Consider the following 26,501-nt stretch of genomic DNA (forward strand, 5'->3'; position numbering starts at 1 on the left):
CAACCAACACTTTCGTTTTTAGTTTGGGTTATGATAGGCTGAACTCTACCCTTTATATCCCAAAAAATGCTTGATGTCTTTCGCCCTTAGACTTCACTCGCCATTGAATGGTATTAAAAATTATATAAACTTTAATGCGTAATCAAATTTCTTTTCAATGTATCTTGCGATAAGATATCCTTAAAATCATAATGCTATTATATATAACCAAAATTATAAGAACTAAGTGTAATGATTTCCTAATAGCATGTTTAACAAAATGCAAAACCTTATCGTTTAGAGAAGCATGAAAAAATTATTAGATTCTAAATTTAGAGATCTTTTTACATTTAGCATAGCAATCATTGAAAGTTAGAATGCATAAGCAACTATATTAACTTAAATCTTTATGAAAACCCAGAATCTAAAATCTACAACACACCAAAAACAAGAGAGAATTTTTTAAAATGCTATTCTCAACAAAAAAATGCTACAATCCTAAAATCATTTTCTTTCAAATCATTTTTTCTTAAGGAATTTAATGCGAACACATTATAACACAGCGTTAAGCACAGATGATATTGGTAAAGAGGTTACACTATGTGGTTGGTGTAATAGTTATCGTGATCATGGTGGTGTTGTCTTTATTGATTTGCGTGATAAAAGCGGTATTATACAGCTTGTAGCAGACCCAAGCAGCAAGGCTCACACGATAGCTTCGAGTGTGCGTGATGAATATGTATTATTAGCAAAAGGCAGAGTAAGGGCTAGAGGCGAGGGCTTAGTCAATCCAAAGTTAAAAACAGGTGCAATAGAAGTCGTGCTAGACACTCTCACTATTGAAAACAAAGCACAAACAACACCCATTATCATAGGTGATGAAAGCGTAAATGAAGAGTTACGACTAAAATATCGCTACCTTGATTTGCGTAGTCAAAAAAGCCTTGATATTTTTAAATTGCGTGCAAAAATAGCAAGTGTTACGCGTAATTTTTTAGAATCTCATGGCTTTTTAGAGGTCGAAACACCCATACTCACAAAGGCAACGCCAGAGGGTGCGAGAGATTATCTTGTGCCAAGTCGTGTGCATGATGGCTCTTTTTATGCGCTCCCGCAAAGCCCGCAGTTATTCAAGCAATTGCTTATGATGAGTGGCTTTGAGAGATATTATCAAATAGCAAAATGCTTTAGAGATGAAGATTTGCGTGCTGATAGGCAACCAGAGTTTAGTCAAATCGATGTTGAGATGAGTTTCTGTGAAGAAAAAGATGTCATGCAAATCGCAGAGGATTTAATCCTTGAGATTTTTAAAGCATGTGGCAAGAGTATTTCCTATAAGATTCCGCATTTGGACTATATGGACGCTATGGAGTGTTATGGTAGCGATAAGCCTGATTTGCGTTTTGATATGCCTTTAGTTGAAGTGGCTGATTTGTTTGTCAATTCAAACAACGATATATTTAAAGAAATAGCTCTTGACACAAAGGCTAATCGCATAAAAGCCCTATGTGTGCGTGATGGAGATTCTAAATTTAGTCGTAAAAGTCTTGCTGATTTAGAGAAATTTGTGCGTAATTTTGGTGCAAAAGGATTAGCCTATATCCAAGTAAAAGAAGAGTGTAAAAGCTTTGATAGAGAAAGCATTGATGAGAGTTTGAAAGGACCGCTTACTAAATTTCTCACAGAAGATTCTATAAAGGCTTTGTTGCAAAGAGTTGGTGCGAAAAAGGGTGATATTATCTTCTTTGGAGCTGGAGAGAAGCATGTCGTTTGGGATTATATGGGGCGATTAAGGCTTGAGATCGCAAGTCAGCTTAATCTCATTTGTGCTGACAAATTAAGCTTTGTGTGGGTTGTAAATTTCCCTATGTTTGAGAAAACTGATGAGGGTATCAAAGCCCTTCATCATCCATTTACAATGCCAAAAAATATCGATGAAAATGATATAGAATCTATACAATCAATCGCCTATGACATAGTCCTAAACGGCGTGGAATTAGGCGGTGGTAGCATAAGAATCCATAAAAACGAGATTCAGAGCAAAATCTTTGACTTACTGCAAATAAGCAAGGAAGAAGCGACTGAAAAGTTTGGATTCTTGCTTGAAGCATTACAATATGGCACACCGCCACATGGTGGCTTTGCGATCGGCTTTGATAGGCTTGTAATGCTTTTAAGCGGTGCGACAAGCATTAGAGAAGTCATTGCTTTTCCAAAAACACAAAAGGCAAGCTGTCTTCTAATGGAAGCACCAAGCAGTGTTACAACATCGCAATTAAACGAATTGCACATTAAACTTCAACATTAATTAAGGAGAAATTCATGAAGAAATTGTTTTTAATCATCGGTGCACCGGGCAGCGGTAAGACAACTGACGCACAAAAAATCGCAGAATCTAATGCGAAAATCGCACATTATTCTACAGGTGATTTATTGCGTGCAGAAGTGGCAAGTGGCAGTGAGCAGGGCAAACTCATTGAGAGTTTTACATCAGCAGGGAATCTCGTCCCGCTTGATATTGTGGTGCAAACTATTGTTGGTGCGATTAATAATTCACCAAAAGATATTATTTTGATTGATGGCTATCCGCGTAGTGTCGAGCAAATGCTTGAGCTTGACAAGGTATTAAAGCAAGATTCTAAAGTGCAGCTTGTCAATGTGATTGAAGTGCAAGTAAGCGAAGAAGTGGCAAAAGATAGGGTGCTTGGTCGTGCAAGGGGTGCTGATGATAATGCTGAGGTATTTAAAAATCGTATGCGTGTGTATCTAGAGCCTTTGAAAGAAATTCAAGACTTTTATACAAAAAATGGAATCTTGCATGTGATAGATGGCGAACGAAGCATTGAGGTTATTGTTGCTGACATGCGTGAGTTTATAGAATCTAGGATATAGGTTTATAAAATTTTATCACGCCCTTTTTGGGTCCGTATTTTTTAGATTCTAGCTTTATGTTTAAAATTGAGACTCTATAAAACTTCATGCAAAATAGTATAGTGCAGCAAAAATATGAAATCTGGATTGTGTTGTTTTTACAGAAACTTTATTTTAGATGTTAAGCAAGGAATCTTTTTAGAATCTAAACTGAAATTTAAGTTATTATCAAGTTGAAATTTTGTTAGATATTTTGCTACGCTTAGTAGGTAGTTTGGGGTGAAACTATATTTAGGTCAGGGGCTTTACTTTATTTGGAATGATACATAGAATTGTTGGCATCAATTAATTTTGTTTATACTTGTTTGAAATCCACAAACCTTAATGCCTTTTTGCAGAGTGATGAAAGCGGTTTAGATTCTAGCTCTTTTTGTGAAAAGAAATATAGCTTTGTGTGTGGCAAGGATTGCGTTAATAGATTTAAGTGTTTATAATCTAGTTTATACACATTTGCGGTGATAGCGTATTTTGTGTAGTGGTGCTTGAAACTACCGCATTTGTAGAATCCCTTTTTGTAGAATCTGTGCCTATTTGCAAGTGCTTCTAGCTTAAGTTGTGGGAGATTGTATAAGCCTTGATACAAGCCACCTTTATCCCCTTTTTCATACACAAAAGCAATCCTGCCTTGAGAATCTTTATATAACAAAAGATGAAGTGTAAGCGGGGTTAAAGAAGAAGTTTTTGGAGTGGGATAGATGGTTGGATTTATCTTGCCATTGCAGAGATTTTGCATAGGGCAAATAAGGCAATTAGGTGATTTTGGTGTGCAAATCATCGCACCTAAATCAAGCAAGGCTTGATTATAATCAAAGCTGTGTTTTGTGTCTAAAAGCAAAAATGCAAGCTCGTCTAAAAGCTTTTGGTTAGGTTTGCGTAATGCAAAGATTCTACATAAAACTCGTCTAATATTCCCATCTACAAAACTCACACTTTGATGAAAACCAAAGCATAAAATCGCCCCTGAAGTATATGCACCAATTCCGGGCACTTTAAGCAAATCTTGGCGTGTATTAGGCAAGGTAGCATTATGCTTTTCACAGCAAAGAATCGCCGCTTTTTGCATATTTCTCGCACGGGAGTAGTAGCCTAAGCCCTCCCATTGCTTGAGTATAGAATCTAGATTTGCTTTTGCTAAGGATTCAAGTGTGGGAAAGGCGTTTAAAAATGGGGTAAAGTAGGATTCTGCCACTCTTTTTACTTGCGTTTGTTGGAGCATTATCTCGCTTACATACACGCCATAGGGGGCATTTTCGCCTTTTAGATTTCGCCAAGGAAGAGAAATTCTGCCCTGTATCGCATACCATTCTAAGAGTTGAATCTGCCATTGTTTAGCAATGTTTTTTGCTTTATGTGCGGAATCTTGTGTGATTTGTGTGGGAAAAATATTTGCATTCATAAAGAGAAGTATAGCAAAAATATTATTCTCTTAAAATAGCAGATTGTGCGTAAAACTACTAGTTATTTTATTTTTTATTGCTACAATTATGATTTTATTTTGCGTATTGAAAGGTTTATTATGAAGATTTTAGAAGGTAAAATCGCATTGCAAGGCAATGAGCGGATTGCTGTTTTATGTAGTCGCTTTAATAGTATGGTAACTGAAAGATTGATTGAGGGGGCAAAGGATTGCTATTTGCGACATGGTGGGAGTGAAGATAACTTTACTTTGATACGAGTGCCGGGGGCTTTTGAGCTGCCTTTTGTGCTTGAAAAAGTGCTTGAAAATGGTGATTATGATGGGGTGTGTGTGCTTGGGGCGATTATCCGTGGTGGCACGCCGCATTTTGACTATGTCGCAGCAGAATCTACAAAGGGTATCGCAAATGTAACGCTAAAGTATGGTGGGGCGGTTAGCTTTGGCATTTTGACAACAGATAGCATAGAGCAAGCCCTAGATCGTGCGGGCTTAAAGGTCGGTAATAAGGGCTTTGAAGCGATGGCAAGCCTTATTGAACTCATCGATATATATAGGCAGCTTGACTAATGGCGACAAGAAAACAAGCAAGAGAAGCTATCATTCAGATTCTATACGCAAAAGAATTGGGCAATGATAAGGCGATAGAACAAGCAGAAACCTTTCTCAACGCACAAAAAATACGCAATAAACAGCAAGAATTTGCCCTTAATCTACTGCATGGAATCTGTAATGAAGAGAGAAAAATCGCAGATATTATTAATGTATTCTTAAAAAGTTGGGATTTAAATCGCTTAGGTGTGATTGAGAAAAACATCATAAAGCTTGGTGTGTATGAGCTGCTGCAGACAAATACGCAAAAAGCGGTGATTATCAATGAAGCTATTGAGCTTACAAAGTCGTTTAATGTGCAAGATGCGTTTAGACTAGTTAATGGCATACTTGATTCTGTGGCAAAGACAGATTCTAAAACGCTAGATGAATTGATACAAAAACAAGAACAAATAAATACTGAAAAATTAACACAAGATTCCATAAAACAAACTCATATAGAATCTAAAAAGCCCATAAAACACAAAATAGATTCTACACATTCTACAAAAAGACAAAGGGTTAAACAAACTATACAAAAAGAAGTAAAGCAAGATTCCGCACAAATACCAGCAAAAAAGACAGATATGACTCATGTAAAATCAATCCAAATAAGTGCGAGTAAAAAAGAGAGAGAAGCACAAGGTGTGGATACAGAATCTAAGCACGAGAGAATGTCTAAGAAAGCTAGTTATGTTAGTCAGTCTAAAGATTCTAAGCGAATAAAAGATTCTAAAAGTAAATTAGAATCTAGAGGTCATAAAGATACTAAACCATTAAAAGATTCTAGGCTTAAGTTAGAATCTAAACAGAATAAAACAAACGATTCTAAAAACAATAAAGCAAAACATGCGATAAGAGATTCTAAACAAGCAGAAAATTCTAAAAACAATTTAGAATCTACAATAAAAACCGAATCTAAAATCAACAAAGATTCTAAAACAAAACAAAAAACTAAGCAAACTAAGGATTTTCAAAAAAAATCAGATTCTAAGCAAATTAAAGATTCCAAAAAAGCAAAGGTTTCTAAAGTTAGTTTAGATACTAAGAAGACAAAAGAATCTAAAACTAATTTAGATTCTAAAAACAATAAACAAAAAGATTCCAAAACAACAAAAACTAGCAAAAAGAAAAACACAAAAAAGGATTAATATGAAGTTGTGTATCGCCCTTGATATGCCAAGTATGCAGGAAAATCTTGCTCTAGCAAAGGAAGTTAAAAAGCATTTTAGTAACGAAGAAATATGGCTAAAAGTTGGTTTGCGTAGCTTTGTGCGTGATGGCAGGGATTTTGTGTGTATGTTGCAGGATTTAAGTTTTAAAATCTTTTTAGATTTAAAGATTTATGATATACCTAATACCATGCTTGATTGCGTTTATGAGTGTCATCAACTCGGCGTAGATATGATGACTATCCATGCAAGTTGTGGTAAAGAGGCGATGAAGTCTATTGCTAAATTTTTACGCACAGAATCTTCAAATATGCGTGTTGTAGCTGTGAGTGCTTTAACAAGTTTTGATGAATCTGGCTTTAAAGAGATATACAACATCTCTATCAAAGAGGGTGTAAAATCCTTTGCAAATATCGTGTATGAAAGCGGCATTGATGGGCTTGTATGCTCAATTGATGAAGTTTCACTTATAAAAAGCATATCAAATACGCTATGTTGTGTAACGCCGGGCATACGATTAGAAGATTCTAATAATGACGATCAAAAACGAGTGGCAAGTGTAAGTGTAGCAAAAAAAATGGGGAGTGATTTTATAGTTGTTGGGCGACCTATTTATAATGCAAATGATAAATTCAGCGTGATTAAGCGGATTTTAAGTGATATGTAGCTATAAGTATTCTACTTTAAAATAAGGAATGGCAATGATTACGCAAGTGCAAATATTTACTGCGAAAACAACAGAAGAGTTACAAAAAAAGATGAATGAATTTTGCGTGGATTTTTTCCCCGAAGAGATTGTAAATTTTAAGGTAGCAAAGATTTATACACAAGCACAAGAAGAAGAACAATGGCTAGGCTATATCGTGTATAAAAAGAATGAATACTAATTTTGTATTAGTGCAAGATTTATTTGCTTGAGTATAAATTAAGCAAATAAGAGATTCTTACCCTACAAGGCAAAATCTGCAAAGCAAAGTCTATTGTGTGCTAGAATATCAATGAACCTGTGAGTGAATCTATCAATCAATAAAGGCATATAATGAAAGCTAAAAAAAGCACACTTTATGAATGTCAGCATTGCGGTTGGCAAAGCAGTAAATGGCTTGGTAAATGTCCAAATTGTAGTGCATGGGAAAGTCTTATCGAGTTAAAGGGTGAAGCGTTAAGCTACGCATATTCTAGCAATAACACACAAACTACACACTCTAGCACAAAAGCCCTGCCTATCACACAAGTGCAAGAAGAGGTGCTAGATAGGTTTAGCTCCACACAAAGTGAGCTTGACATTGTGCTTGGTGGTGGGATAGTGCGAGGTGGGCTTTATCTCATCGGTGGGAGTCCGGGTGTTGGTAAATCCACTTTGCTTTTAAAGGTGGCAGGTGGATTGGCAAATGGCGAGTCCTATAATATAGATTCTAATCCTTACACAAATAATCTAGCTTTAAATACAGAATCTAGTGCTACTTTTCATACAAATAATACAAGTTTAGATAATCAAGCAAATTCTTATAATAGCTTTTCAAATACAATTCAAAGTGAGAAGCAACGGAATTTAGATTCTAATCCTTGTCATGTTGAGCGTAGCGAAATATCTAGCATAGAATCCAACAAAGATATTTCGCCTTTTTCAAAGGCTCGCACGAGCAAAGCTCTTGCCCATACTTGCAAATATGACAATATGCAAAATTTAGATTCTAAAAATTACACCCTAAACCCTGCAACCCACCCAGATTTGACACAGAATCTAGAATCTAATCAAATAACACAAAAAGCTCCGCACCAGCCCATAAAGACAGAAAAACTAGATTCTAAATCCACACAAACAAAAGGCAGAAAAGTGCTTTATGTAAGCGGTGAAGAAAGCCTTAGTCAAATACATAATCGTGCGAAAAGATGTCATTGCTTGAGTGATAATCTCTATCTATTAAGCGAGATTAATATCTTAGAGATTAAGGAAAATCTGTTAAATGGTGGCTTTGAAGTTTGCATTATAGATTCTATACAAACGATTTATTCGCCTAATCTCACAGCAGCACCCGGCTCTGTCTCACAAGTGCGAGAGATTACATTCGAGCTTATGCGGCTTGCAAAAAGCTTTAATATCGCCATGTTTATCATCGGGCATATTACAAAAGATGGGCAGATTGCAGGTCCTAGAGTGCTAGAGCATATGGTTGATTGTGTGCTATATTTTGAGGGAGAGAGAAGCAATGAGCTAAAGATTTTGCGAGGGTTTAAAAATCGTTTTGGCACGACAAGCGAGATTGGAATCTTTGAGATGAAAGCACATGGTTTAGTGAGTGCGAATGAAGCGACAAAGAAGTTTTTTAACGCAAAAAAGGATATGTCTGGTAGTGCAGCAGTAGCGATTATGGAGGGAAGCAGATGTATAGTCGTAGAGATTCAAGCCCTAACTTGTGAGAATGAGTATGGTGTCCCAAAACGCCTTACAAATGGCTTTGATAGCAATAGATTAAATATGATTCTAGCCTTGCTTGAGAAAAAGCTAGGTATCCATTTGCATAAACATGATGTCTTTGTAAATGTTGCTGGTGGGATTAAGATTAGTGAAACAAGTGCGGATTTAGCCCTTATTGCAAGTATTTTATCAAGTTATAAAAATCGCCCATTAAGATCAAGCACAGCTTTCATTGGTGAAGTAAGTTTGATTGGTGATATTAGAGAGGTGGGTGGGCTTGAGCTGCGATTAAAAGAGTTGGCAAACTTTGGCTTTAAAAATGCCATAGTCCCAAATATCCCAAAAGGCTATAAGGGGCAGGTAAAATGCACTCAAGCATTAGAGGTGGCACAGATTATTGAGTGGATGTGATTTTTCTTAGGTATTGGTATATTTTATTCGGGCGTAACAAAATATTTTAATGCTACAATTACACGCAAAAATAAAGGAATGTTATGGATAATGTTACGCAATTACAGAATCTTTTTACCACAAAACAACCCTTATTTATACTCAGTAGCACAAGATCTAAAAAGGAATTTTACCTGCATTTTAAGGCGAAAAGCAGTTTAGATTTTAACCTGCATTTAAATACAGAATCTAATGAAATACTCAATAATTGCTTTATGCTATTTGATACAAAATCTCATCAAATATTTAATAATAAAGATTCTATAATTCTGCCTTACGCCCTAAGTATAGATGAGTTTTTCACAAAAATAACCTTTAGTGATTACGCTATGATACCCAATAATGTGCGTGATTTTTTCATGTTTCAAGCCCTGCAAAATGTAAAGCAAAAAACAAAAAACACACAGAAAAAAACACAGGACTTTTTAAACTTTGAAACAAGCTTTATGCTATTTTTACAAACTTCTTCTGTGTTGTTGCAATTTTATGATGAGTTAAGAGAACATAAGATTGCAATAACAAAAGAGAGTTTAGAAGAGTTTGCAAATATCGATAGCTATGAGGAATATAGCGAGCAATTAAGCCTTTTAGCAGAGATTTATGAGGAGTATAACTTATTATTAAAGGCAAATGAACTCACAGATTCTATATACAGCGACACAACACAAAGCTATAATATTTTTAGTGAATATATACAGAGTTTTTCAAGCATACATATAGAGTTAGAGGGCTTTATATCGCCACTGCAATATGAGATTCTAGAGCGTGTGAGTAGCATTACCCCAACCTTTATTCACTTTAGGACAGATAGCTACAATATGGGGCATTTTCAGTTTCTAAAGCAAGAATTAGAATCTTTTAAAAGCTATATTTATAATTTGCAGACTAAAGATTTATTTACACAAGATACAAAAAGATTAAAAAGACAAAATATTAAACTCTACAAAACTACAAAAAGACTAAGTCAAGCAAACCTAGCCCTAGCCCTAGCGTATAAATGGCAAGAAGAGATATTACAAAACAAGGCAAGTGAAAATGACTTTGCAATAATTTTACCTAGCGAGAGTTTCTGCAATCACTTATTAACACTAGATTCCAATCATATCTTTAACTTTGCGATGGGGATACATATCGCCTATTTAGAATCTTATAATCTATTATTATCCTTATATGATTCTTATATGCAAACAAAAGTGTTTGATATAGCCCCGCTTTTAGAAAGTGATAGCTATGATACACAAAAGATTAATGAATTAAAAGAGCAATGTTTGCAAGATTCTACAATTATTTCCAATCCAAATATATTGCATTTAGAAAAGATTCTAATGCTATTATTTGAAAACGAAGAAGCCCTACTAGCACAAATAGCACAAATACTCTCAACCTTTAATCATATCGCAAATAGAAACTTTTTTAATGTCAATACATTGCATTTTGAGAATCTTTTTACTTTATTTATGCGAGAAATTGCAGGGTTAAAAATCAATCATGTAGCGGGTGGTAAGATAAAAGTCATTGGCACACTAGAGGCAAGAAATCTGCATTTCAAAGAAGTGCTAATACTTGATTTTAGCGATGATTTTGTCCCAAATGTTACACATGATGATATGTTTTTAAACTCTAAGATTAGATCTCATTATGGTATGCCGACAAGAAAAGATAAAGAAAATCTCTATAAGCACCACTACTACAATATTATGAAAAATACAGAAATAACGCATATTAGCTTTGTAAATAATGAAGAACAGATAGAATCAAATATGCTATTTGAAATCGGCTGCAATACAGAATCAGCCCAATCTATTGACACACTTTATAGCTACTATGATATGACTAAACAAGCTAATATAACATTTTATGAAGATGAATACAAACCATTTGGGAAAGTAGAAAATTTAAGTGCTACCGCACTGAATGTATATAATGAATGCACGCGTAAATTCTACTACCGCTATGTTGAGGGTTTGAAAGAAGAGAGAACGCAAAGCCAGTATTTTGGTAGCATTATACATGAATGGCTTTTTGAATCTTATAAACCTTATATTGAAGAGACATTAACATTAGATTCTATAAATGCAATCGAATCTAGCTTTTTTTCTAAATTTTATGCCCTAAATACTTTACTTACACAAAATAATCAAGAAGAAAGCATAGAAATAGATATGAAAACTTTCGTAAAACTTGATAGCTTTACCCCATATATGAGAGCCTTTTTTGAGTATGAAAGAGAGAGGGTAAAAAAGCATTCTATAAAGATTCTAGGACTTGAATATACTTTTCGTATAGAAAATTTCCGCATACATGCCACTCAAGATACAGGCTATACACTCAATGGGGCAATAGATAGGATAGATATGGTGGATGATGAGATTGTGCTATATGATTATAAAAGCGGGGCTAGCATACCTAAGAGCACAGATTTACAAATGCCTTTTTATGCGATGTGTGCGAATGAAATGCCACTCTTGCAACCACATAATGGCTTACATACAAAATTAGCATACTATCATCTTGGAGCAAAAGATATAAACAAGATATTACTCTTTAATGATGAAAATAAATTGAATGAGAATATACAAAAGATTCAAGAAATGCTTGAGACTTTTGGTGAAACAAATGAAATGACAGAGAAATTATCTACATGCAAAGATTGTCAATATGCTCTCTTGTGTAATAGAACATAGGGGGGGGGGGTTGGAATCTAAACTTTGCTAGATTGAGTATTATTTTTTATCAGCCATACCCAATCTAGCAAATAAAAAATAATTAACTTTGGAATTCAGTAAAAAAATATGTTAGAATACAGACTTTAATTCTTACAAAGGGTTACTTGCCAAAGGGATTTATATGGAAACAAATGTGATTGTTATTGTTGGAAGCTTTGTCGTTGTTGTTGTGCTGTTTATCTTCGCACTTTTTAAGTTTGTGCTATCGAATAAGCCAAAAGAAAGAGAGTTTGACATTGATTTAACAGGTGGATTTAGTGTTGAGAGTGTTATGATGGTGCTAGATTCTAGCTCTAGCTCACTAGAAGATTTACAAGAAGTGCTAGATAAGCTTTTTAGCGAATATGATAAATTGGAACTAAGCAAACTGCAAATTAAAAACATTCTCATTGCCCTATCTCTTCATAAAAACGCACAAAAAGATATTATCATTGAAACTCAAAAAAGATTTGAAGAAAAGCATCCAGAACTTGCTATGGAGTTTGAACGATCTGTAAAAAAGGGACTTGATGCAAGGGGGAGAAGATAGGGGGTTATAGGGAGAATTTTAACCATTTCTATTTGATAATGCTTTGGCTATCAAAGTTTTTTACGATTTTATTTTATTTGCTTATAACTTTCACTACATAAATTTCTTTTAGCTTTAGAATCTAATGGGCTAATAACTTCAACGACGAAATCTCTAACTAATAAATCACTTATTCAACAGGCATTGTATTTGTATAAAATTTGATTAATAAGAGACCATTACGCATATAAAGATTTATCTAAAAATCCCATTTTCATACAATGATAAGGGGTTGTGTTATGAAAATATACAAAAATGTAAAGTATTTTTTACATTTTTATTGACAAATAACCATTTTTTATGTATAGTTTCATCGCGTTCCTAATGTTAGGGCGTAGTTATTAGGTTAGGTTACCCCCTCCAATTTCCCTACACCTAATAGCTTCAAAAACTTTGCTGAACCCCACAAATTGTGAAGTTTTTGTTACTCTCCACTCCTTTTATAGGCTCCTTTAGGAGCTTTTTTTATTTTTCATTTTACTCCTTTGTTTTATTTAAGATTTATTCTTTTGAGTTGAAAAACTCAAGAGATTTTTGTCATATTATCCATGAGAAAAGATATAACAAGTTTATGAAGTTGCATGATGATTAAAAAATATTCATAGAAAATAAGCAGAACTAAGCAAAAGAAAGTTATGGCAGAGGGGAAGGGATTCGAACCCTCGAAAGCTTGCACTTTACACGCGTTCCAGGCGTGCTCCTTCAACCACTCGGACACCCCTCTATAAATTAAAAGATTCTGTAAGACACGCAATTATAGCAAAAAATTACTCTTTTGCACACTACGCTAACACTTTAATGTGAGATATTAATACCTGATAATAAATCTAGTGCCCTAGGGCTTACTTCCGTATTATAGATATTTGTAACACCCTCTATCCTTGAAAGCAAGGTATTTTTCATTGCTACATTTGAGCTAAATGCCCCACCTATATGAAGCGTTGTAATACGCACCCCACCTAGTCTAATATCCTCTTGTTTATTATTAATAACAGGTCTAACGCCCCATGCACTATGGGCTACAATAGCCCTTTGTGAGCCTTTGATATTGACATGTCCTAGATAAAGCATAATATGCCCCTTTAGCCAAATGATACTTGCAAAGGGCTTTGCATTTGCGATAATATACTCTTCTTTTTCACTCTCTGTCATTTTAGATAGATTCACAAATTGCCCTTTAAATTGCGCTTGTGCGGCGGAATTGCGTGGCAAAAAGATTCCAAATGACGCAAAGCTATCACGCGTAAAAGCACTGCAATCCCTATTGCCAAGCAAACCACCCCAACCATACTTCTGCCCTAGCATAGTATGAATGAGTGATGACATTTTTTCTTCACTAAAAGGCATGGGAAAATCTGAAAATAGATTAGGATCAAACTCTACTTCACGAATTTGTGCGTAATTATCTATATCTTTGTAAAAGGTTATGAGTGTGTCATGTCGTTTATTGTAGGGGAAAATCTGTCCTACACGCGCATCAAGCACCCATTGATTCTGATAAGACAAGGGGATAAAATCCTTATTTGGAATCTTATAGGATTCAAAGCTAAGGATTCTTTTACGCATACTATCACTCACTAGTCCAACACTACGCGTATCAATCCAGCCATATACAAAAGGTCCTTGTATATGCGCATATCGCCCATCACTACTAAAGTGAGAAATCATTACAGGTGTGCCTTCAAATATGAAGCTATTTTGCCATCTATCAAATGGAAAATCATCTTTGTTTTTATAACGCGGCTTATGTGTAGGCACAGCTCTCACAGAAGTAGCTTGGACGATTATTCCAGCTTGTGGTTTGCGTAAAAATTCGCCTAGATTCATATTGCTTAGAATCTCTTCAAACTCATCAAGTGTATTAGGCAGAAGATTCTCACCAACGCCAAGCAATGTTTTTATCCTTTGCTCGAGTGAAGCCATCTTTGCTTTATATTCTCTCTCTAGCTTCGCGTAATTTTTCGCATTTTTCTTTGGCGGCTTTTTCTTTAGCTCTTCTAGCTCTTTATGATAATTTAGAGCATTTTGCAGTGATGGCACGATATAAAATACAGAATCTTTATTGCTACTGATTTTATTTATATCCCACACAGCATAAAACTTTGCTAGATATTCTTCTTTGTTTGCTACATTAAGATTTTGTATTTGAAATGGCATAGATTCTGTTGGATTAAATTTTTGCGAATTATCTGTGCCAGAAAGTATATTAACATTAATGCCTTCTTGTGCTTTAGGGCTTGACAAACATACATATATTGCAATAAGAATCTTGATAAAAGTTTTCATAGCAACTCTTCTAAATGTTGTAATCCAATAGTAACTTTTTGTATAACTCCATTTTCATAACTCACAATAAGTGGTCGCTTTATCACGCTTAGATTCTGCAACACAACTTCAGGCGTTATATCCTTTATGCCTTGCTCTTTTAGCTTTTTGTAGGTCGTGCCTTTAGTGTTTATAAGATTCTCTAAGCTTATACATTCAAGTATAGCCTTCAAAGATTCTAAGTCTAACCTTTCTTTTTTAAAATCATGAAATCTGTATGCTATATCATTTTCATCTAAAAAGGCAAATGCTTTTTTCATGCTATTACAATTTTTAATGCCATATACTATTAACTCCATTGTATCCCTTGTATGCGAAATTGGCTATATAAAGCAAAAAGCTTACCATTTATTCATATTAATTCTATGCAAAAGTATAAAAAGCATTTTTATTTTCCATCATCGCTGTGTTTATTTCTGTTTGTATCAATAAACTACAATATAAAACACAAATGATACTTTTTTATACATGCTTATAATTTTGAGCAAAAAAGTATTTCATTTTTACAGAAAAAATGCTTTTTTATATATTATATAGCTAACTCGTGTCTTTAGCAACTTAATTTAGAAAATGTCGAAATAGATGAAATTCATAGTTCTAAATAGTTTAGCTAAGACAGGATATTTTACATTAAAGGTATTTTAATGAATGGTATGAGTAAGATTCTATGGATAGCCATAGCAGTCATTGGGGCATGCTGTTTTGGTGTGCTAGCATTGCATAATGGCGAAAAGATTTCTGCACTTTATCTTGTTGTCGCTGCAATTTGTATCTATTCTATTGCTTATCGCTTTTATAGTGCTTTTATAGCAAATAAAGTATTAGGACTTGATAGCACAAGGGCTACACCCGCAGTCTTAAACAATGATGGGCAAAACTTTGTTCCCACACATAAAGTCGTTTTATTTGGACATCATTTTGCCGCCATTGCTGGGGCTGGACCGCTTGTAGGACCTATCCTTGCGGCACAAATGGGCTATTTACCATCTATGATATGGATTTTAGTAGGCGGTTGTTTAGCTGGGGCAGTGCATGATTTTGTCGTGCTGTTTATCTCATCTCGTCGCAATGGTAGATCACTAGGTGAAATGATAAAAGAAGAAATGGGTAATACCATTGGTAGCTTTGCTATGCTTGCTATTTTTGGAATCATGCTTATTATTATCGCTATTCTTGCAATGGTTGTAGTAAAAGCCTTAGCAGATTCTCCATGGGGGACTTTTACCATTGCTATGACTATACCTATTGCTATGTTTATGGGTATATATATGAGATTTTTACGACCGGGTTGTGTAGGTGAGGCTAGTATCATAGGCTTTGTATTGCTTATGTTTGCGCTTTATTATGGACAAATTGTCGCACAAGATCCTGTTTTATCAAGCTATTTTCATTTTAAAGAAACTACACTTGCTTTAATCATTATGGGATATGGCTTTGTCGCTGCGGTTTTACCTGTATGGCTACTTCTTGCACCACGGGATTATTTAAGCACATTTTTAAAGATTGGGGTTATCGTAATTATGGCGGTAGCTATCCTTATTGTTGCCCCTGATTTGCAAATGCCAAAATTCACACAATACACTGATGGCACTGGTCCTGTGTTTGCTGGTAAGCTTTTCCCATTCTTATTTATTACTATTGCATGTGGTGCTATAAGTGGATTCCATGCTTTAATTAGCTCTGGGACTACGCCAAAAATGCTTGAGAACGAAACACATGCTAGAATGGTTGGCTATGGCTCTATGCTTATGGAATCTGCTGTTGCGATTATGGCTTTAATTGCTGCGTGTATCTTGCAACCGGGGTTATATTTTGCTATCAATTCCCCTGCTATTGCCATTGGGACAGATGTGGTAAGTGTAGCACAAACTATATCTAGCTGGGGCTTTGTAGTCAATCCACAAGACATTACAGAACTTGCAAAAAATATCGGTGAAAATACTATATTAAGCCGCACAGGTGGTGCGCCAACCTTTGCAATAGGACTTGCTACTATCATTTCTCAAGTGCCACTTTTTTCAGCGGCTTCCATGTCGTTTTGGTATCATTTTGCTATTTTGTTTGAAGCACTCTTTATTCTTACTGCTGTTGATGCAGGGACACGCACATGTCGCTTCATGGTGCAAGATATTTTAGGTAATATATATAAGCCTTTAGGGAATCTAGATTCTATTCCTGCTGGTTTAATTGCTACTGGACTTTGTGTAGCCGGTTGGGGATATTTTCTCTATCAAGGGGCAATTGATCCAAAAGGTGGCATTTATACGCTATGGCATTACTACTTGTAATGGCAATCCTTTTCAAAATGGGAAGAGGCAGATATGCTTGGGTTGTAGCTATGCCTGTAACATTTGTGCTTATTGCCATGCTTTATGCTGGGGTGCAAAAGGTGCTTCCTGCAAATGGTGAAAAGATACATGATGCAGTAAGCCATGTAGCCTTCGTACAGAATACAAACGCAAAAATAGCCGCCCTAGAGCAAACAAATAAGGACTTAAAAGAGGGTAGGGCTAATCCTACGCTTAACATGGAAGGCAAAAGTGTGCAAGAATTGCGTGAAATGGAAATAGCAAAGAATGAGCAAGATATAGCAGGTATGAAACAAGGGGTAATCAATAACTCTATTAATGCGGTATTGTGTATATTCTTTATGTGTGTAACCCTGCTTGTGCTTATCCAAGCCTTAAGGATCGCAAGGCAGTCTAGTGGCGGACAGCTTAGCTATCCATTACGAGAAGAACCTTATATAGCGATGAAGTAGATATTCTTATAACTTAATTGTTGCGGTATTAGAATCTAAGTAGATTCTAATATGCAAGATATGGTTTGTGCTATTTCTTGCGTATTTTCATGCGGAAGGATATATGGTATTTTTGCCATAAAGTTTCCAAAAGTTTTGGTAAATTTGTAGTGTAATTGCTAAGCTTGTTAAACCATAATAAAGCCTTGAAACACCGGAAGCTAATTTTTAAGATCTCACATATTAAACTCTAAACATCTTACGGAGTTTGTGCTTAATGTATGGCATGGTTGCTCTGTGTTTTATCTTATGTAAGAGTCGATTGCAATATGTATTTTGGGTGTGCTTATATGTTTCTTTTGTGGAGTGAATGCTAGATTCTAGTTCCTTAGCTCCTGTTTTTATTAAATATTCAATAATAATATCTCTATGTAGTAAAATTTCAACCATGTCTTTATGCGATAAAGCTTTATCTATCAGTCTTTTATATTTTTCTATGGGTGGGAGTATGTGATTATAGCTATATTGTGGTGAAATTTTTATATTTTCTTTTGATAGGGCTTCATAGTCCAGAGTTTCTGTGTGATAGTTACCCTCTTTTGTAGCACAAAAGAAAGCAATAATGTCGCAAAATGAGATTTGATGAGAATCTTCTCTCCAACTCATTGCATTGTGATAGTATTCTTTACTATAATCTTTATTATCGCCAAGCCTACATATTGTATTTTTTCTGATATAAAAGGGGTTTTGTATCTCAATCATGCAGTTTAGCATATTCGTTTCTTTGACAATATTACCCCCCCCCCCCCCATTGTATGCGTTATTAGTGCATGTATTATTGCATAATTCTAAGCTTGTGTATGCTAAGCCACACTCTTCCCAGCTCTCCGGTGCTTTAAAATCCTCTTTCCATTCCCTTGTATTATTCCATGTATGTAAGCCTATAAGACAACAATCCTCTAACTTTTTAGGGAAAGCTAAGATTGTATTAGAATCTAGTCTATATATCTGTTCCCCATACATTGAATTGACGAGATAATCCTCTTTTATTTTACCCTTTTTTACTATCATATCCTTTGGAGTGCATTCAAAAAATTTTGGATTATCATTTGTGATTGCAAGCTTTTTTGGCATTTGAAAAATCTCTATGGAATCTATGATATTTTTGCCTACTCTTTGCATAATGCTGCTCAACTGGTGTCCCCAGTCAATTGTTTTGCCAAACTCTTGTAAAGCATGATTTTCATAATATTCCTGCATATCAATGCAATTAAATCCATATTTTTCACATAATATTTTATGTATATTATTGATCAATCTATAATTTTCAAATTCATTAGGTAACAGCAAAGATACTATTTTTTTGTTTAAAAAATACAACTCTTTATAATACCATGAGAGATTGCGATAAAAAGTATCAAGTGGAATGTTTTCATAAGAGTTGCATGTATTGATAACATCATTTACATTAGATTCTGTAATAATCAACTCTGCATTTTCAAAAATTTCTTTGTTTCGCTTTCGTTTTAATTCATAGAAATTTTGAAATGAATTACACGCTCCAAGTCCAAAATTATAAAATTTAAACTCATCTTTATTCATTAATGAATCTTGTATGCCCTTTTGTAATCCATCACCCATAACAGAATTACTACCACCAAGTAAAATAATATTCTTTTGCATTGCTTTCCTTTTTTTGTAAGGTTTCATTGTAGCATGTAAGTTTGTGTGTTGTTAAAATGCTATGTGTTAAATCTAGTTATTAAATATATCTTGCCATAGTTTCATTACTGCTTCTTTGCTAAAAGCTATACTTACCTTTTGCTTTGCTTGTAATCCCATAGATTCTCGTTTTTGCTTATCACTCATTAGCGTAAAAAGTTTATCAGCATAGTCTTGCAAGTCATTATCTTTTATAAGATAACCGCTTGTGTGAGATTCTATAATATCGCTTGGACCCGTTGCTACATTAAAGGCGATGGGACATAAAGCATAGGAGCAAGATTCTAAAAGCACCATAGGAAAGCCCTCAAAATGACTACTCATCGCATAAATACTTGCATTGAGATACTCTTTTTCTATATCTTTTGTGAAGGGTTTTAGGATAATGGTGTCTTGTAAGTTTTTTTCTTTTATTTTAGATTCTATTTGTTCTTGTAAGACTCCGCTGCCAACAATAACAAGTTGCCAAGTTTCTAAAGCCTTTTCGTGCGTTGCAGTTTCCGCCCTTTTAAGAGAGTTTGCCTTTCGTGCTTCGTCATTTATGTTTAATAAACTCCTTGCACTCAAGGCTTCACAACTCTTAAAATCATCGCAAACTGCTTCCGCACTAAGTCGCTTAGAATCTAAGGTTGTTTTGTGGCTGTCATTTTGAATTGTTATCTTGTCATATTTGCAAGTGTGGGCAAGAGCTTCGCTCGTGCGAGTGCGTAAGCACGAAATATCTTTTTTTGATTCTAGGTTTTTAGATGTTTCGCTTCGCTCAACATGACAAGGATTAGGATTGAGGCTAGATACTTCGCCTAAAGGCTCAGTATGACAAATGGAAGATTCAGTATGACAAGTGGTAAAGTCGGTATGACAAGAAGTAGGTTTAGCATAACAAAGATTAGAATCTAAATTTTCATTATTTTTGTGCCCTAAACCCCGCAGCCCACCCATTCTCTCCTGCACCTTTTCCCAAATATCTATAAGCCTTAAAAAGCCTTTTTCAGCACTCAGTCGCCCAACGGATATGATTCTATGCTGATTGGAATCTGTGTTTTTCTGTGAGATATTAGGCAGAAAGTTTGGGATTACTTTAACATTTTTATGATAGCTCTGCCATTTGTTTAATTCACGAGGTGAAAGCACGACTAAGGTATCAAAGAGATTAAATATCTTTTGCTTTCTTTTATCTATCTTTTTTGGTGCTTTTAAATGCCATAAGCGGATATATTGTATAGAATCTAGTTTAGTTTTTGGGATATACCAGCCATCATTTGCTAGGACAATATCAGGCTTTTCTTGCTGTGCGATTGTATCTACTTTTTTGCTTAAAATATATCGATAAATGCTTTTATTAAAAAGCTTTTTCAATGGGTTTTTACTCTTTGGTGTAGTGTGTGATAGAAAGCGGACATTTATATTTTCATTCAAGCTAAAAGCAATATCTTTTTCTACTCTAAAAAAGCTAATAATGCTTACCTCAAAGCCTATCTCACTAAACGCATTAGAGAGATTGACACACACTCTCTCGCCCCCGCCAGATTCTGTAATATCTTTGAGAATGATATAGATTTTTTGCATGGGAATCCTTTAGCGATTATAAAGCGTTTTGCCAAATAGCGTAACGATTTTATGCTTTTTATTAAGACTTATGCGGAAGTTTTTACGCCGCCATTCTTTAAAGGTTTGCGTTTTTGCCAGAAACTCATCAAGTGTTTTTGCTTTAAGGGCAGAATCTAGCACTTTATTTTTAGCAAGCACACTAGATTCTATCCCTAAAGAGTGGATAAACTCTTGTAAAAGAGCTAAATAATTAGAATCTTTTGCTAAATACTCATAGCTTTGTGATGGGCGTAAAATATGAGTCGGCAAAATATAGGTATGCAGTAAATCATGCTCTTTAAAAAAGTTATAGATAAAAGCAAAGGCGTTAAAAAACTCTTGTGGCGGGTGGGTTTTCTTTGTGAGTGAATTAGCCCTTAATCGATAGAAATATATCGCACTCTTTGTCAGGGCAATCTCTTTTGCTAAGACATTCGCACATACACCAAAAGGCACATCTTCAGCAAATCTCACAGGTGGAAATCGCAAGTCTTTTAGCAAAGACGCACAAAAGACACTTCGCCATGGATCGATTTTATCTGTAAGATTCTTACTTGTAACCTTACGCATGATGCCTTTCTCTCTCTCTTGTGTCTTTGTGAAAATCTCTTTATTATAGTTATCATCATGGAATACGCAGATATTTCTACTCTTTGCGATTAGGGCATTATTTGCTTCAAGGCAGTAGATAAGATTAGCATAATAATCTTTTGCTATCACATCATCAGAATCTACTAAGCCAATGTATGCAGTATCTTGTGTATTTTGTGTTGAAAAAATGTATTCTAACCCCGTGTTTCTAGCTGCCCCTAAGCCTTTATTCTCTTGATTTATAAGGATAAAGCGAGAATCTTTTTGCGTGTATTCTTGTGCTATTTTAGGACTTTTGTCTTTGCTACCATCATTTATAAGTATGGCTTGAAAGTTGCTATAAGTTTGTGCTTGTATAGAATCTAGGCATTCTTTTAGATACTTTTCTACATTGTAGATAGGGACTATTATAGATAGGGCTAACATGAGAATCCTTTGTGTTATATTTAGGGCATTTCGCTGAATTGATACCCATGCTCTAATAAAATCTTATATACAGAATCTTTATGTTCTTTTCCTTTAATTTCAAGGGCTAATTCCACAATAGCATCACCATATTCAAGCTTTGTGCTAATGCGTGAATAGTTAATAAATACGATATTTGCCCCCTCTTTTGTTAAAAGCTCGGTTAGATTTTGAAGGCTTCCGGGTTTATCTACAAGGATAACTTGAAATTTCATCTTTCTATCACTCTTTAATAAAGCCTTTTCTATAATGATATTTAGCATGGTTACATCGATATTTCCACCACTTAAAACCACCCCGACTTTTTCATTTGGGCTAATTTTTACTTTATGATGCATTAGGGCGGCAACACTAGCAGCACCCGCCCCTTCTACCACTAGCTTTTGAGATTCTAAAAGGAATAAAATCGCACTTGCTATCTCTTCATCATCTACTTCTACAATGCCATCGACACAGGACATAATGCAGTTAAAAGTCATCTCATTCACATCTCGCACAGCTATCCCATCAGCGATAGTTTTTACACTGCTTGAGTTTTGCATAGCTCTTGCATAAAAGCTTTGCTTCATCGCATTTGCACCTTTTGCATTCACACCTATGATACGCGTTTTTGGCGATAGGGCTTTATAGGCACTTGCTATACCGCTAATTAGCCCACCACCACCTATTGGCACTATCACAACATCAAGCTCTTCTTCTGCTATCATCTCAAGGGCTATGCTGCCTTGCCCTGCCATCACATCAATATCAGCAAAAGGGTGGATAAAGGTTAGATTCTCTTCTTGTGCGATCTTTTGTGCCTTCTCATATGCTTCATCATAATTATTCCCTGCTAAAACGACTTCAGCACCCATAGCCTTTGTGCCGATAACCTTTAAAAGCGGCGTAGATTCTGGCATAACGATAACTGCCCTTGTATGAAAATGCTGTGCGCTAAAGGCTACACCTTGTGCGTGATTACCCGCACTTGCACATATCACGCCTTTATTTAGAATCTGTGTATTATTTTTGCTATCTAGCTCTTTTAATGTCGCAATTTTATTAAACGCCCCGCGTATTTTAAACGCTCCTGTGGGTTGCAAATTCTCTTTTTTTAGATACACCTTTGCATTTGCGATATTGCTTAAACGCGGTGCATAAGCTAATGGGTGCTGCATGATTATATGTTGCAATCTATTCTTAGCAGCTTTAATGCTATCAAGTTCTATTAAGCCCATATTCTCTCCGTAAGTATAAATTTAAGTAAAAATAAATGCGTATTTTATCATGTTTTAAGCAAGTTGTTTTTATGGATTTATTATTGTTTAGAATCTAGCTTAAATAAAGCTTTATTTAAAACTTAAGAATAGCTTAAAATTTCATTGCTAGAATTACAATTCTATCCAAAGTCCGCAAAATAGGGCATAAAATGTATATGTGTGTCAAAATTTGTGTCATCAGTGTATTTTTTGTGTCTTTTGTTAGTTGCAGAAAATCTTAAAGAATGAGATAAGTTGCAGAAAAAGATTACAAGAATTAAAGATTTTATGGCTTGTGTGATTGGCTCTTTTGACATTATCTTGCTTTGATTGGCTTTTATGTAAATGTAAAGGCTAGTGTGATTTATGTTTGCATGATTTAGGGTTTTTGTGTGTTATTTGTGTAATTTTGGCTGATATTCCACTGAAATAGGGCTAAACTCGGCTAAATAGGCTACATTGGCTAGTTTTTGCTTTTTTGATAGGAATTACACTTAAATCTGCCATTAAACTTGCATAAATGGCTTTGCATGTTCTTGCAATTTTGTTAAATTCTCGAGCTGTTTGCTTCTTTTCATAGTGTTTTTGTCAAAAAACCGCAAACAATCTTTTTATAAGTTCTCTCTCATAATATATTACTATCAACAAATATGTAAAATATAAAAATCTTCTAAAATGTGGCGTGTGGATTGTAAGGCTTTGAGAATGCAAAAAATGCAATTTTGGCTTTCAAGTGTGGCGTGAAGTTGAGATAGCACAGAATCTAATAAAGATGTTTCGCTTACGCTCAACATGACACAGATTCTAAAACCTAAAATGTGGCGTGAAAAAACACTCAAACACAAAGACACAGAAACATTGAGAAACAAACAAAAACGCATAAATTTAGATTTTGGACTTTAAAGTGTGGCATGGCAAATATGGCAGCATAAACAATAAATGGATTGCCATGACTTGCTTTGCAAGGGTCGCAATGACTACTATAAATAATTCAAACCTTTAAATGTGGCGTGTGAGCTTAGAAAAGGTCGCACTGGCTTGCATAGAATCTAAACTAAACAATACAGAATCTAGACAAAAACAACAAAAAAAACAAGATAAGATTCTAAACACAGCAGTATCTAGCACACAAAAACATATAAAACAAGATTCCACAACACATTCAAACACTAGCAAAACACACACTTAACACACCAAAATCTCTAAATCCCTAAAGTATTCTTTCATTACAAATTTATCTTGGCTTTTATCATTGACATAATCTTTATTCTCAACTTCTACTAAGGCTTTTAATCTTACATTGTATGAGCCTTCTTTATTAAAAGACTTTAATATATTATCCTTTTGACTACTCACTTCACCATCTCCAAAATCCCACTCAACTTCTACTAACTCAATAGAGGTAACAATATGAAATCCTATCACTTCATCAATAGCTATAACACTCTTAGTAGCATATATCTCTAGTATAGTAGTATCAAAGTCTGTATTGTAGTCAGGTATTTGCACCTTTTTCCACTCATCTGTGTAATCACTGATTGGAGCTTCACCTATTGCTTTGAGTGCATTCACGGTAGTTTGCTGCATATCATAGCTTTTAAGCAAGTCTGGTTTATTTGCATTTGATAGGACATTTTGATAGCTATTACTGATTAATGTTTTTGGCAATTAGCCCTATTGATTTGTGCGTTGTTTGGCATATGCTTTACAAAACTGTCTAATTAGGCGTATCTGTAAGTTATATGCAATTTACCGAAAAAGCATAGAATCAAAAAAATAGTAGTCTTAAAAGCAGGATTTATTTAACAATAATCCTTGATCGCCACAAAATTAGCGATCAAATACTTCTTACCAAAATTATTCTCCGCTGACATTTTCCTTATTTAAAACTCTTTTCTTGGATCATTTACTCCATAGATAATGCCTGTCTTTGGATCACGCAAAATTGCACTCACATCACCCATATCTGGTAATTCTGTGATTTTATATCCCATTCTTTTAAGATTATCTTGCACATCTTTTGTCATACCATAAGGCTCAATGCGAATCTCATCTGGCTCCCATTGCATATGGAATCTTGGTGATTCTACCGCTTTTGCTATATCCATTTTATGATCAATCACATTAGAAATCACTTGCAACACAGTGGTAATAATCCTTGCACCACCCGGACTGCCCACTACCATAAATAGCTTACCATCTTTTAGAATGATTGTAGGACTCATTGAACTTAGCGGTCTTTTCCCCGGGACAATCGCATTTGCTTCACCGCCTACTAAGCCATAAAGATTAGCTACACCGGGTTTAATAGAAAAGTCATCCATTTCATTATTAAGTATAAATCCAGCCCCTTCAACCGCTGCTATCGCACCATAACTTGCATTAATAGTATAGGTTACGCTTACAGCATTACCCCATTTATCTGCTACTGAATAATGTGTAGTGTGATTGCCTTCTTTATGATTTATGGGTTGCCCTACTTTTATGGCACCAAGTCCGGGCTTAATATTTTTACTAGGGACTGCTTTGCCCTTTGCATTGAGTATATTTGTGTAGATTTTTTTTGCATACTCTTTTGCTAATAATTTATCAGTTGGCACACTGAAAAAATCTGGATCTGCCATAAATACCGATCTATCAGCATAGGCTTGACGCATTGCTTCAGTCATTAAGGCAATAGACTTTGATGAGCCAAAACCTAGACTAGCTATATCTGCATTTTCCATTGTGTTTAGAATTTGAATGATATGCGTCCCGCCGCTACTTGGTGGAGACATGGATATAATCTCATAGCCTCTATATGTGCCTGTTACTGGCTTTCGCCATACCACATTATATTGTGCTAAATCTTCTTTAGAGATTATACCGCCATTATTTTGCATATCAGCAACGATCAATTCTGCAATTTTCCCTTGATAAAACGCACTCTCACCCTCTTTTTGTATAAGTCTCAAGGTCTTTGCCAAATCTTTTTGCACGAGTGTATCCCCACCTTGATAAAGTGAGCCATCTTTCTTTAAAAAGTATTTTCTCGTGCTTGCAAATTTAGCTAAATCATCTTTTACTTCAAGCATTGTTTCAGCCTGTCTATCAGTGATTACAAAGCCATTTTCAGCTAAATCGATAGCAGGCTGCATGAGTTCGCCAAGCGGCTTTGTGCCATATTTATCAAGCATAGCACTCATACCTTTAACAGTGCCGGGCACTCCTGCAGCTAAATATCCAAGTGTTGAAGCATTTGGAATCACATTGCCCTTATTATCCAAATACATATCTCTTGTGGCTTTTAACGGGGCTTTTTCTCTAAAATCAAGTGTAATATTCTCACCATTTGCAAGGTGAATGACAGCAAAGCCACCACCACCGATGTTTCCGGCAGCAGGATGGACTACCGCTAAAGCATAGCCAACTGCTACAGCCGCATCAATCGCATTTCCGCCATTATCAAGCACAGCTTTTCCTATCGCAGTAGCATAAGGGCTACTCGTCATCGCAAGTCCTGTGCCTGTTGTATCTCGTGTTGGAGGATAACTCGCTGCAAACACAGCACTCACGCTTAAAAACCCTGTCATCACAAGAGATT

The 26,501-nt window shown here is 35.2% G+C and carries 18 protein-coding genes, 1 tRNA gene and 3 pseudogenes; 12 read left to right on the forward strand and 10 right to left on the reverse strand.

The window, feature by feature from the left end:
- The first annotated feature begins 520 nt into the window (after positions 1-520).
- Both aspS and XJ32_RS07365 read left to right on the forward strand, forming a co-directional pair.
- Entirely contained in the window at positions 521-2,287 is a 1,767-nt protein-coding gene (aspS, locus tag XJ32_RS07360) for an aspartate--tRNA ligase (RefSeq protein ID WP_077388859.1), read from the forward strand.
- 14 nt (positions 2,288-2,301) lie between these two features.
- Positions 2,302-2,871 carry an adenylate kinase gene (locus XJ32_RS07365; protein WP_005217869.1) on the forward strand — a complete coding sequence of 190 codons (570 nt, stop codon included), beginning with the start codon at positions 2,302-2,304 and terminating at the stop codon, positions 2,869-2,871.
- Between the two features lie 334 nt (positions 2,872-3,205).
- Here XJ32_RS07365 and mutY read toward each other — a convergent pair whose 3' ends face one another.
- Entirely contained in the window at positions 3,206-4,306 is a 1,101-nt protein-coding gene (gene mutY, locus XJ32_RS07370; protein WP_077388860.1) for an A/G-specific adenine glycosylase, read from the reverse strand.
- Positions 4,307-4,426: 120 nt separating this feature from the next.
- On the opposite strand from mutY, the gene ribH reads away from it, so the two are divergent.
- From ribH to XJ32_RS12890, 8 genes and pseudogenes are all read left to right on the forward strand, one after another.
- Entirely contained in the window at positions 4,427-4,894 is a 468-nt protein-coding gene (ribH, locus tag XJ32_RS07375; protein ID WP_004083981.1) for a 6,7-dimethyl-8-ribityllumazine synthase, read from the forward strand.
- Complete coding sequence (gene nusB, locus XJ32_RS07380; protein ID WP_077388861.1) at positions 4,894-6,066, forward strand: transcription antitermination factor NusB; 1,173 nt, start codon at positions 4,894-4,896, stop codon at positions 6,064-6,066. The genes ribH and nusB overlap by 1 nt, the downstream gene beginning before the upstream one ends.
- A gap of 1 nt (position 6,067) precedes the next feature.
- Entirely contained in the window at positions 6,068-6,754 is a 687-nt protein-coding gene (gene pyrF / locus XJ32_RS07385; RefSeq protein ID WP_077388862.1) for an orotidine-5'-phosphate decarboxylase, read from the forward strand.
- Between the two features lie 34 nt (positions 6,755-6,788).
- A complete protein-coding gene (locus XJ32_RS07390) occupies positions 6,789-6,974 on the forward strand; it encodes a hypothetical protein (RefSeq protein WP_004083978.1) in 186 nt (61 codons plus the stop codon).
- A 152-nt stretch (positions 6,975-7,126) separates the two neighbouring features.
- Positions 7,127-7,486, forward strand: a pseudogene (locus tag XJ32_RS13325) (DNA repair protein RadA); the annotation flags it as partial.
- Between the two features lie 432 nt (positions 7,487-7,918).
- Positions 7,919-8,917 (forward strand): annotated as a pseudogene (gene radA / locus XJ32_RS13330) (DNA repair protein RadA); the annotation flags it as partial.
- 83 nt (positions 8,918-9,000) lie between these two features.
- Entirely contained in the window at positions 9,001-11,640 is a 2,640-nt protein-coding gene (locus XJ32_RS07400) for a PD-(D/E)XK nuclease family protein (protein ID WP_077388864.1), read from the forward strand.
- 163 nt (positions 11,641-11,803) lie between these two features.
- A complete protein-coding gene (locus tag XJ32_RS12890; RefSeq protein ID WP_020995383.1) occupies positions 11,804-12,211 on the forward strand; it encodes a hypothetical protein in 408 nt (135 codons plus the stop codon).
- A gap of 675 nt (positions 12,212-12,886) precedes the next feature.
- Here the strand turns inward: XJ32_RS12890 and XJ32_RS07410 are convergent.
- The 3 genes from XJ32_RS07410 to XJ32_RS07420 all read right to left on the reverse strand — a co-directional run bounded on the left by XJ32_RS07410 (position 12,887) and on the right by XJ32_RS07420 (position 14,874).
- Positions 12,887-12,974: transfer RNA gene (locus tag XJ32_RS07410), tRNA-Ser, on the reverse strand.
- 71 nt (positions 12,975-13,045) lie between these two features.
- Positions 13,046-14,536 (reverse strand): SH3 domain-containing protein, encoded by a 1,491-nt coding sequence (locus XJ32_RS07415; RefSeq protein WP_077388865.1) that lies wholly within the window; start codon positions 14,534-14,536, stop codon positions 13,046-13,048.
- Complete coding sequence (locus tag XJ32_RS07420) at positions 14,533-14,874, reverse strand: Spx/MgsR family RNA polymerase-binding regulatory protein (RefSeq protein ID WP_005218234.1); 342 nt, start codon at positions 14,872-14,874, stop codon at positions 14,533-14,535. Before XJ32_RS07420 ends, XJ32_RS07415 begins: the two co-directional genes overlap by 4 nt.
- 345 nt (positions 14,875-15,219) lie before the next feature.
- Here XJ32_RS07420 and XJ32_RS07425 point away from each other — a divergent pair.
- Positions 15,220-17,336 (forward strand): annotated as a pseudogene (locus XJ32_RS07425) (carbon starvation CstA family protein).
- 222 nt (positions 17,337-17,558) lie between these two features.
- On the opposite strand, the gene XJ32_RS12895 reads toward XJ32_RS07425, so the two are convergent.
- The 4 genes from XJ32_RS12895 to ilvA form a co-directional block, all read right to left on the reverse strand.
- Positions 17,559-18,998 (reverse strand): hypothetical protein, encoded by a 1,440-nt coding sequence (locus tag XJ32_RS12895; protein WP_254422311.1) that lies wholly within the window; start codon positions 18,996-18,998, stop codon positions 17,559-17,561.
- Positions 18,999-19,070: 72 nt separating this feature from the next.
- Positions 19,071-20,603, reverse strand: coding sequence for a glycosyltransferase (locus tag XJ32_RS07435; protein ID WP_077388866.1), 1,533 nt, complete (start codon positions 20,601-20,603; stop codon positions 19,071-19,073).
- 9 nt (positions 20,604-20,612) lie between these two features.
- The gene (locus tag XJ32_RS07440; protein ID WP_077388867.1) at positions 20,613-21,641 is read right to left on the reverse strand and encodes a glycosyltransferase family 2 protein; all 1,029 of its coding nucleotides are present in this window, start codon (positions 21,639-21,641) and stop codon (positions 20,613-20,615) included.
- Between the two features lie 20 nt (positions 21,642-21,661).
- Positions 21,662-22,897 carry a threonine ammonia-lyase gene (gene ilvA, locus XJ32_RS07445; protein ID WP_077388868.1) on the reverse strand — a complete coding sequence of 412 codons (1,236 nt, stop codon included), beginning with the start codon at positions 22,895-22,897 and terminating at the stop codon, positions 21,662-21,664.
- A 1,033-nt stretch (positions 22,898-23,930) separates the two neighbouring features.
- Here ilvA and XJ32_RS07450 point away from each other — a divergent pair.
- Positions 23,931-24,107, forward strand: a complete 177-nt coding sequence (locus XJ32_RS07450) for a hypothetical protein (RefSeq protein WP_155761479.1) — start codon at positions 23,931-23,933, stop codon at positions 24,105-24,107.
- On the opposite strand, the gene XJ32_RS07455 is transcribed toward XJ32_RS07450, so the two are convergent.
- Complete coding sequence (locus XJ32_RS07455) at positions 24,104-24,586, reverse strand: PKD domain-containing protein (protein ID WP_254422312.1); 483 nt, start codon at positions 24,584-24,586, stop codon at positions 24,104-24,106. The two genes, XJ32_RS07450 and XJ32_RS07455, sit on opposite strands and share 4 nt — an antisense overlap.
- 215 nt (positions 24,587-24,801) lie before the next feature.
- Positions 24,802-26,490: a gamma-glutamyltransferase gene (gene ggt, locus XJ32_RS07460; protein ID WP_077390226.1), complete on the reverse strand. Its 1,689-nt coding sequence runs from the start codon at positions 26,488-26,490 to the stop codon at positions 24,802-24,804.
- Positions 26,491-26,501: the final 11 nt, after the last annotated feature.

It is taken from the genome of Helicobacter bilis (assembly GCF_001999985.1).
In the GTDB taxonomy this organism is placed as follows: Bacteria; Campylobacterota; Campylobacteria; order Campylobacterales; family Helicobacteraceae; genus Helicobacter_A; species Helicobacter_A rappini.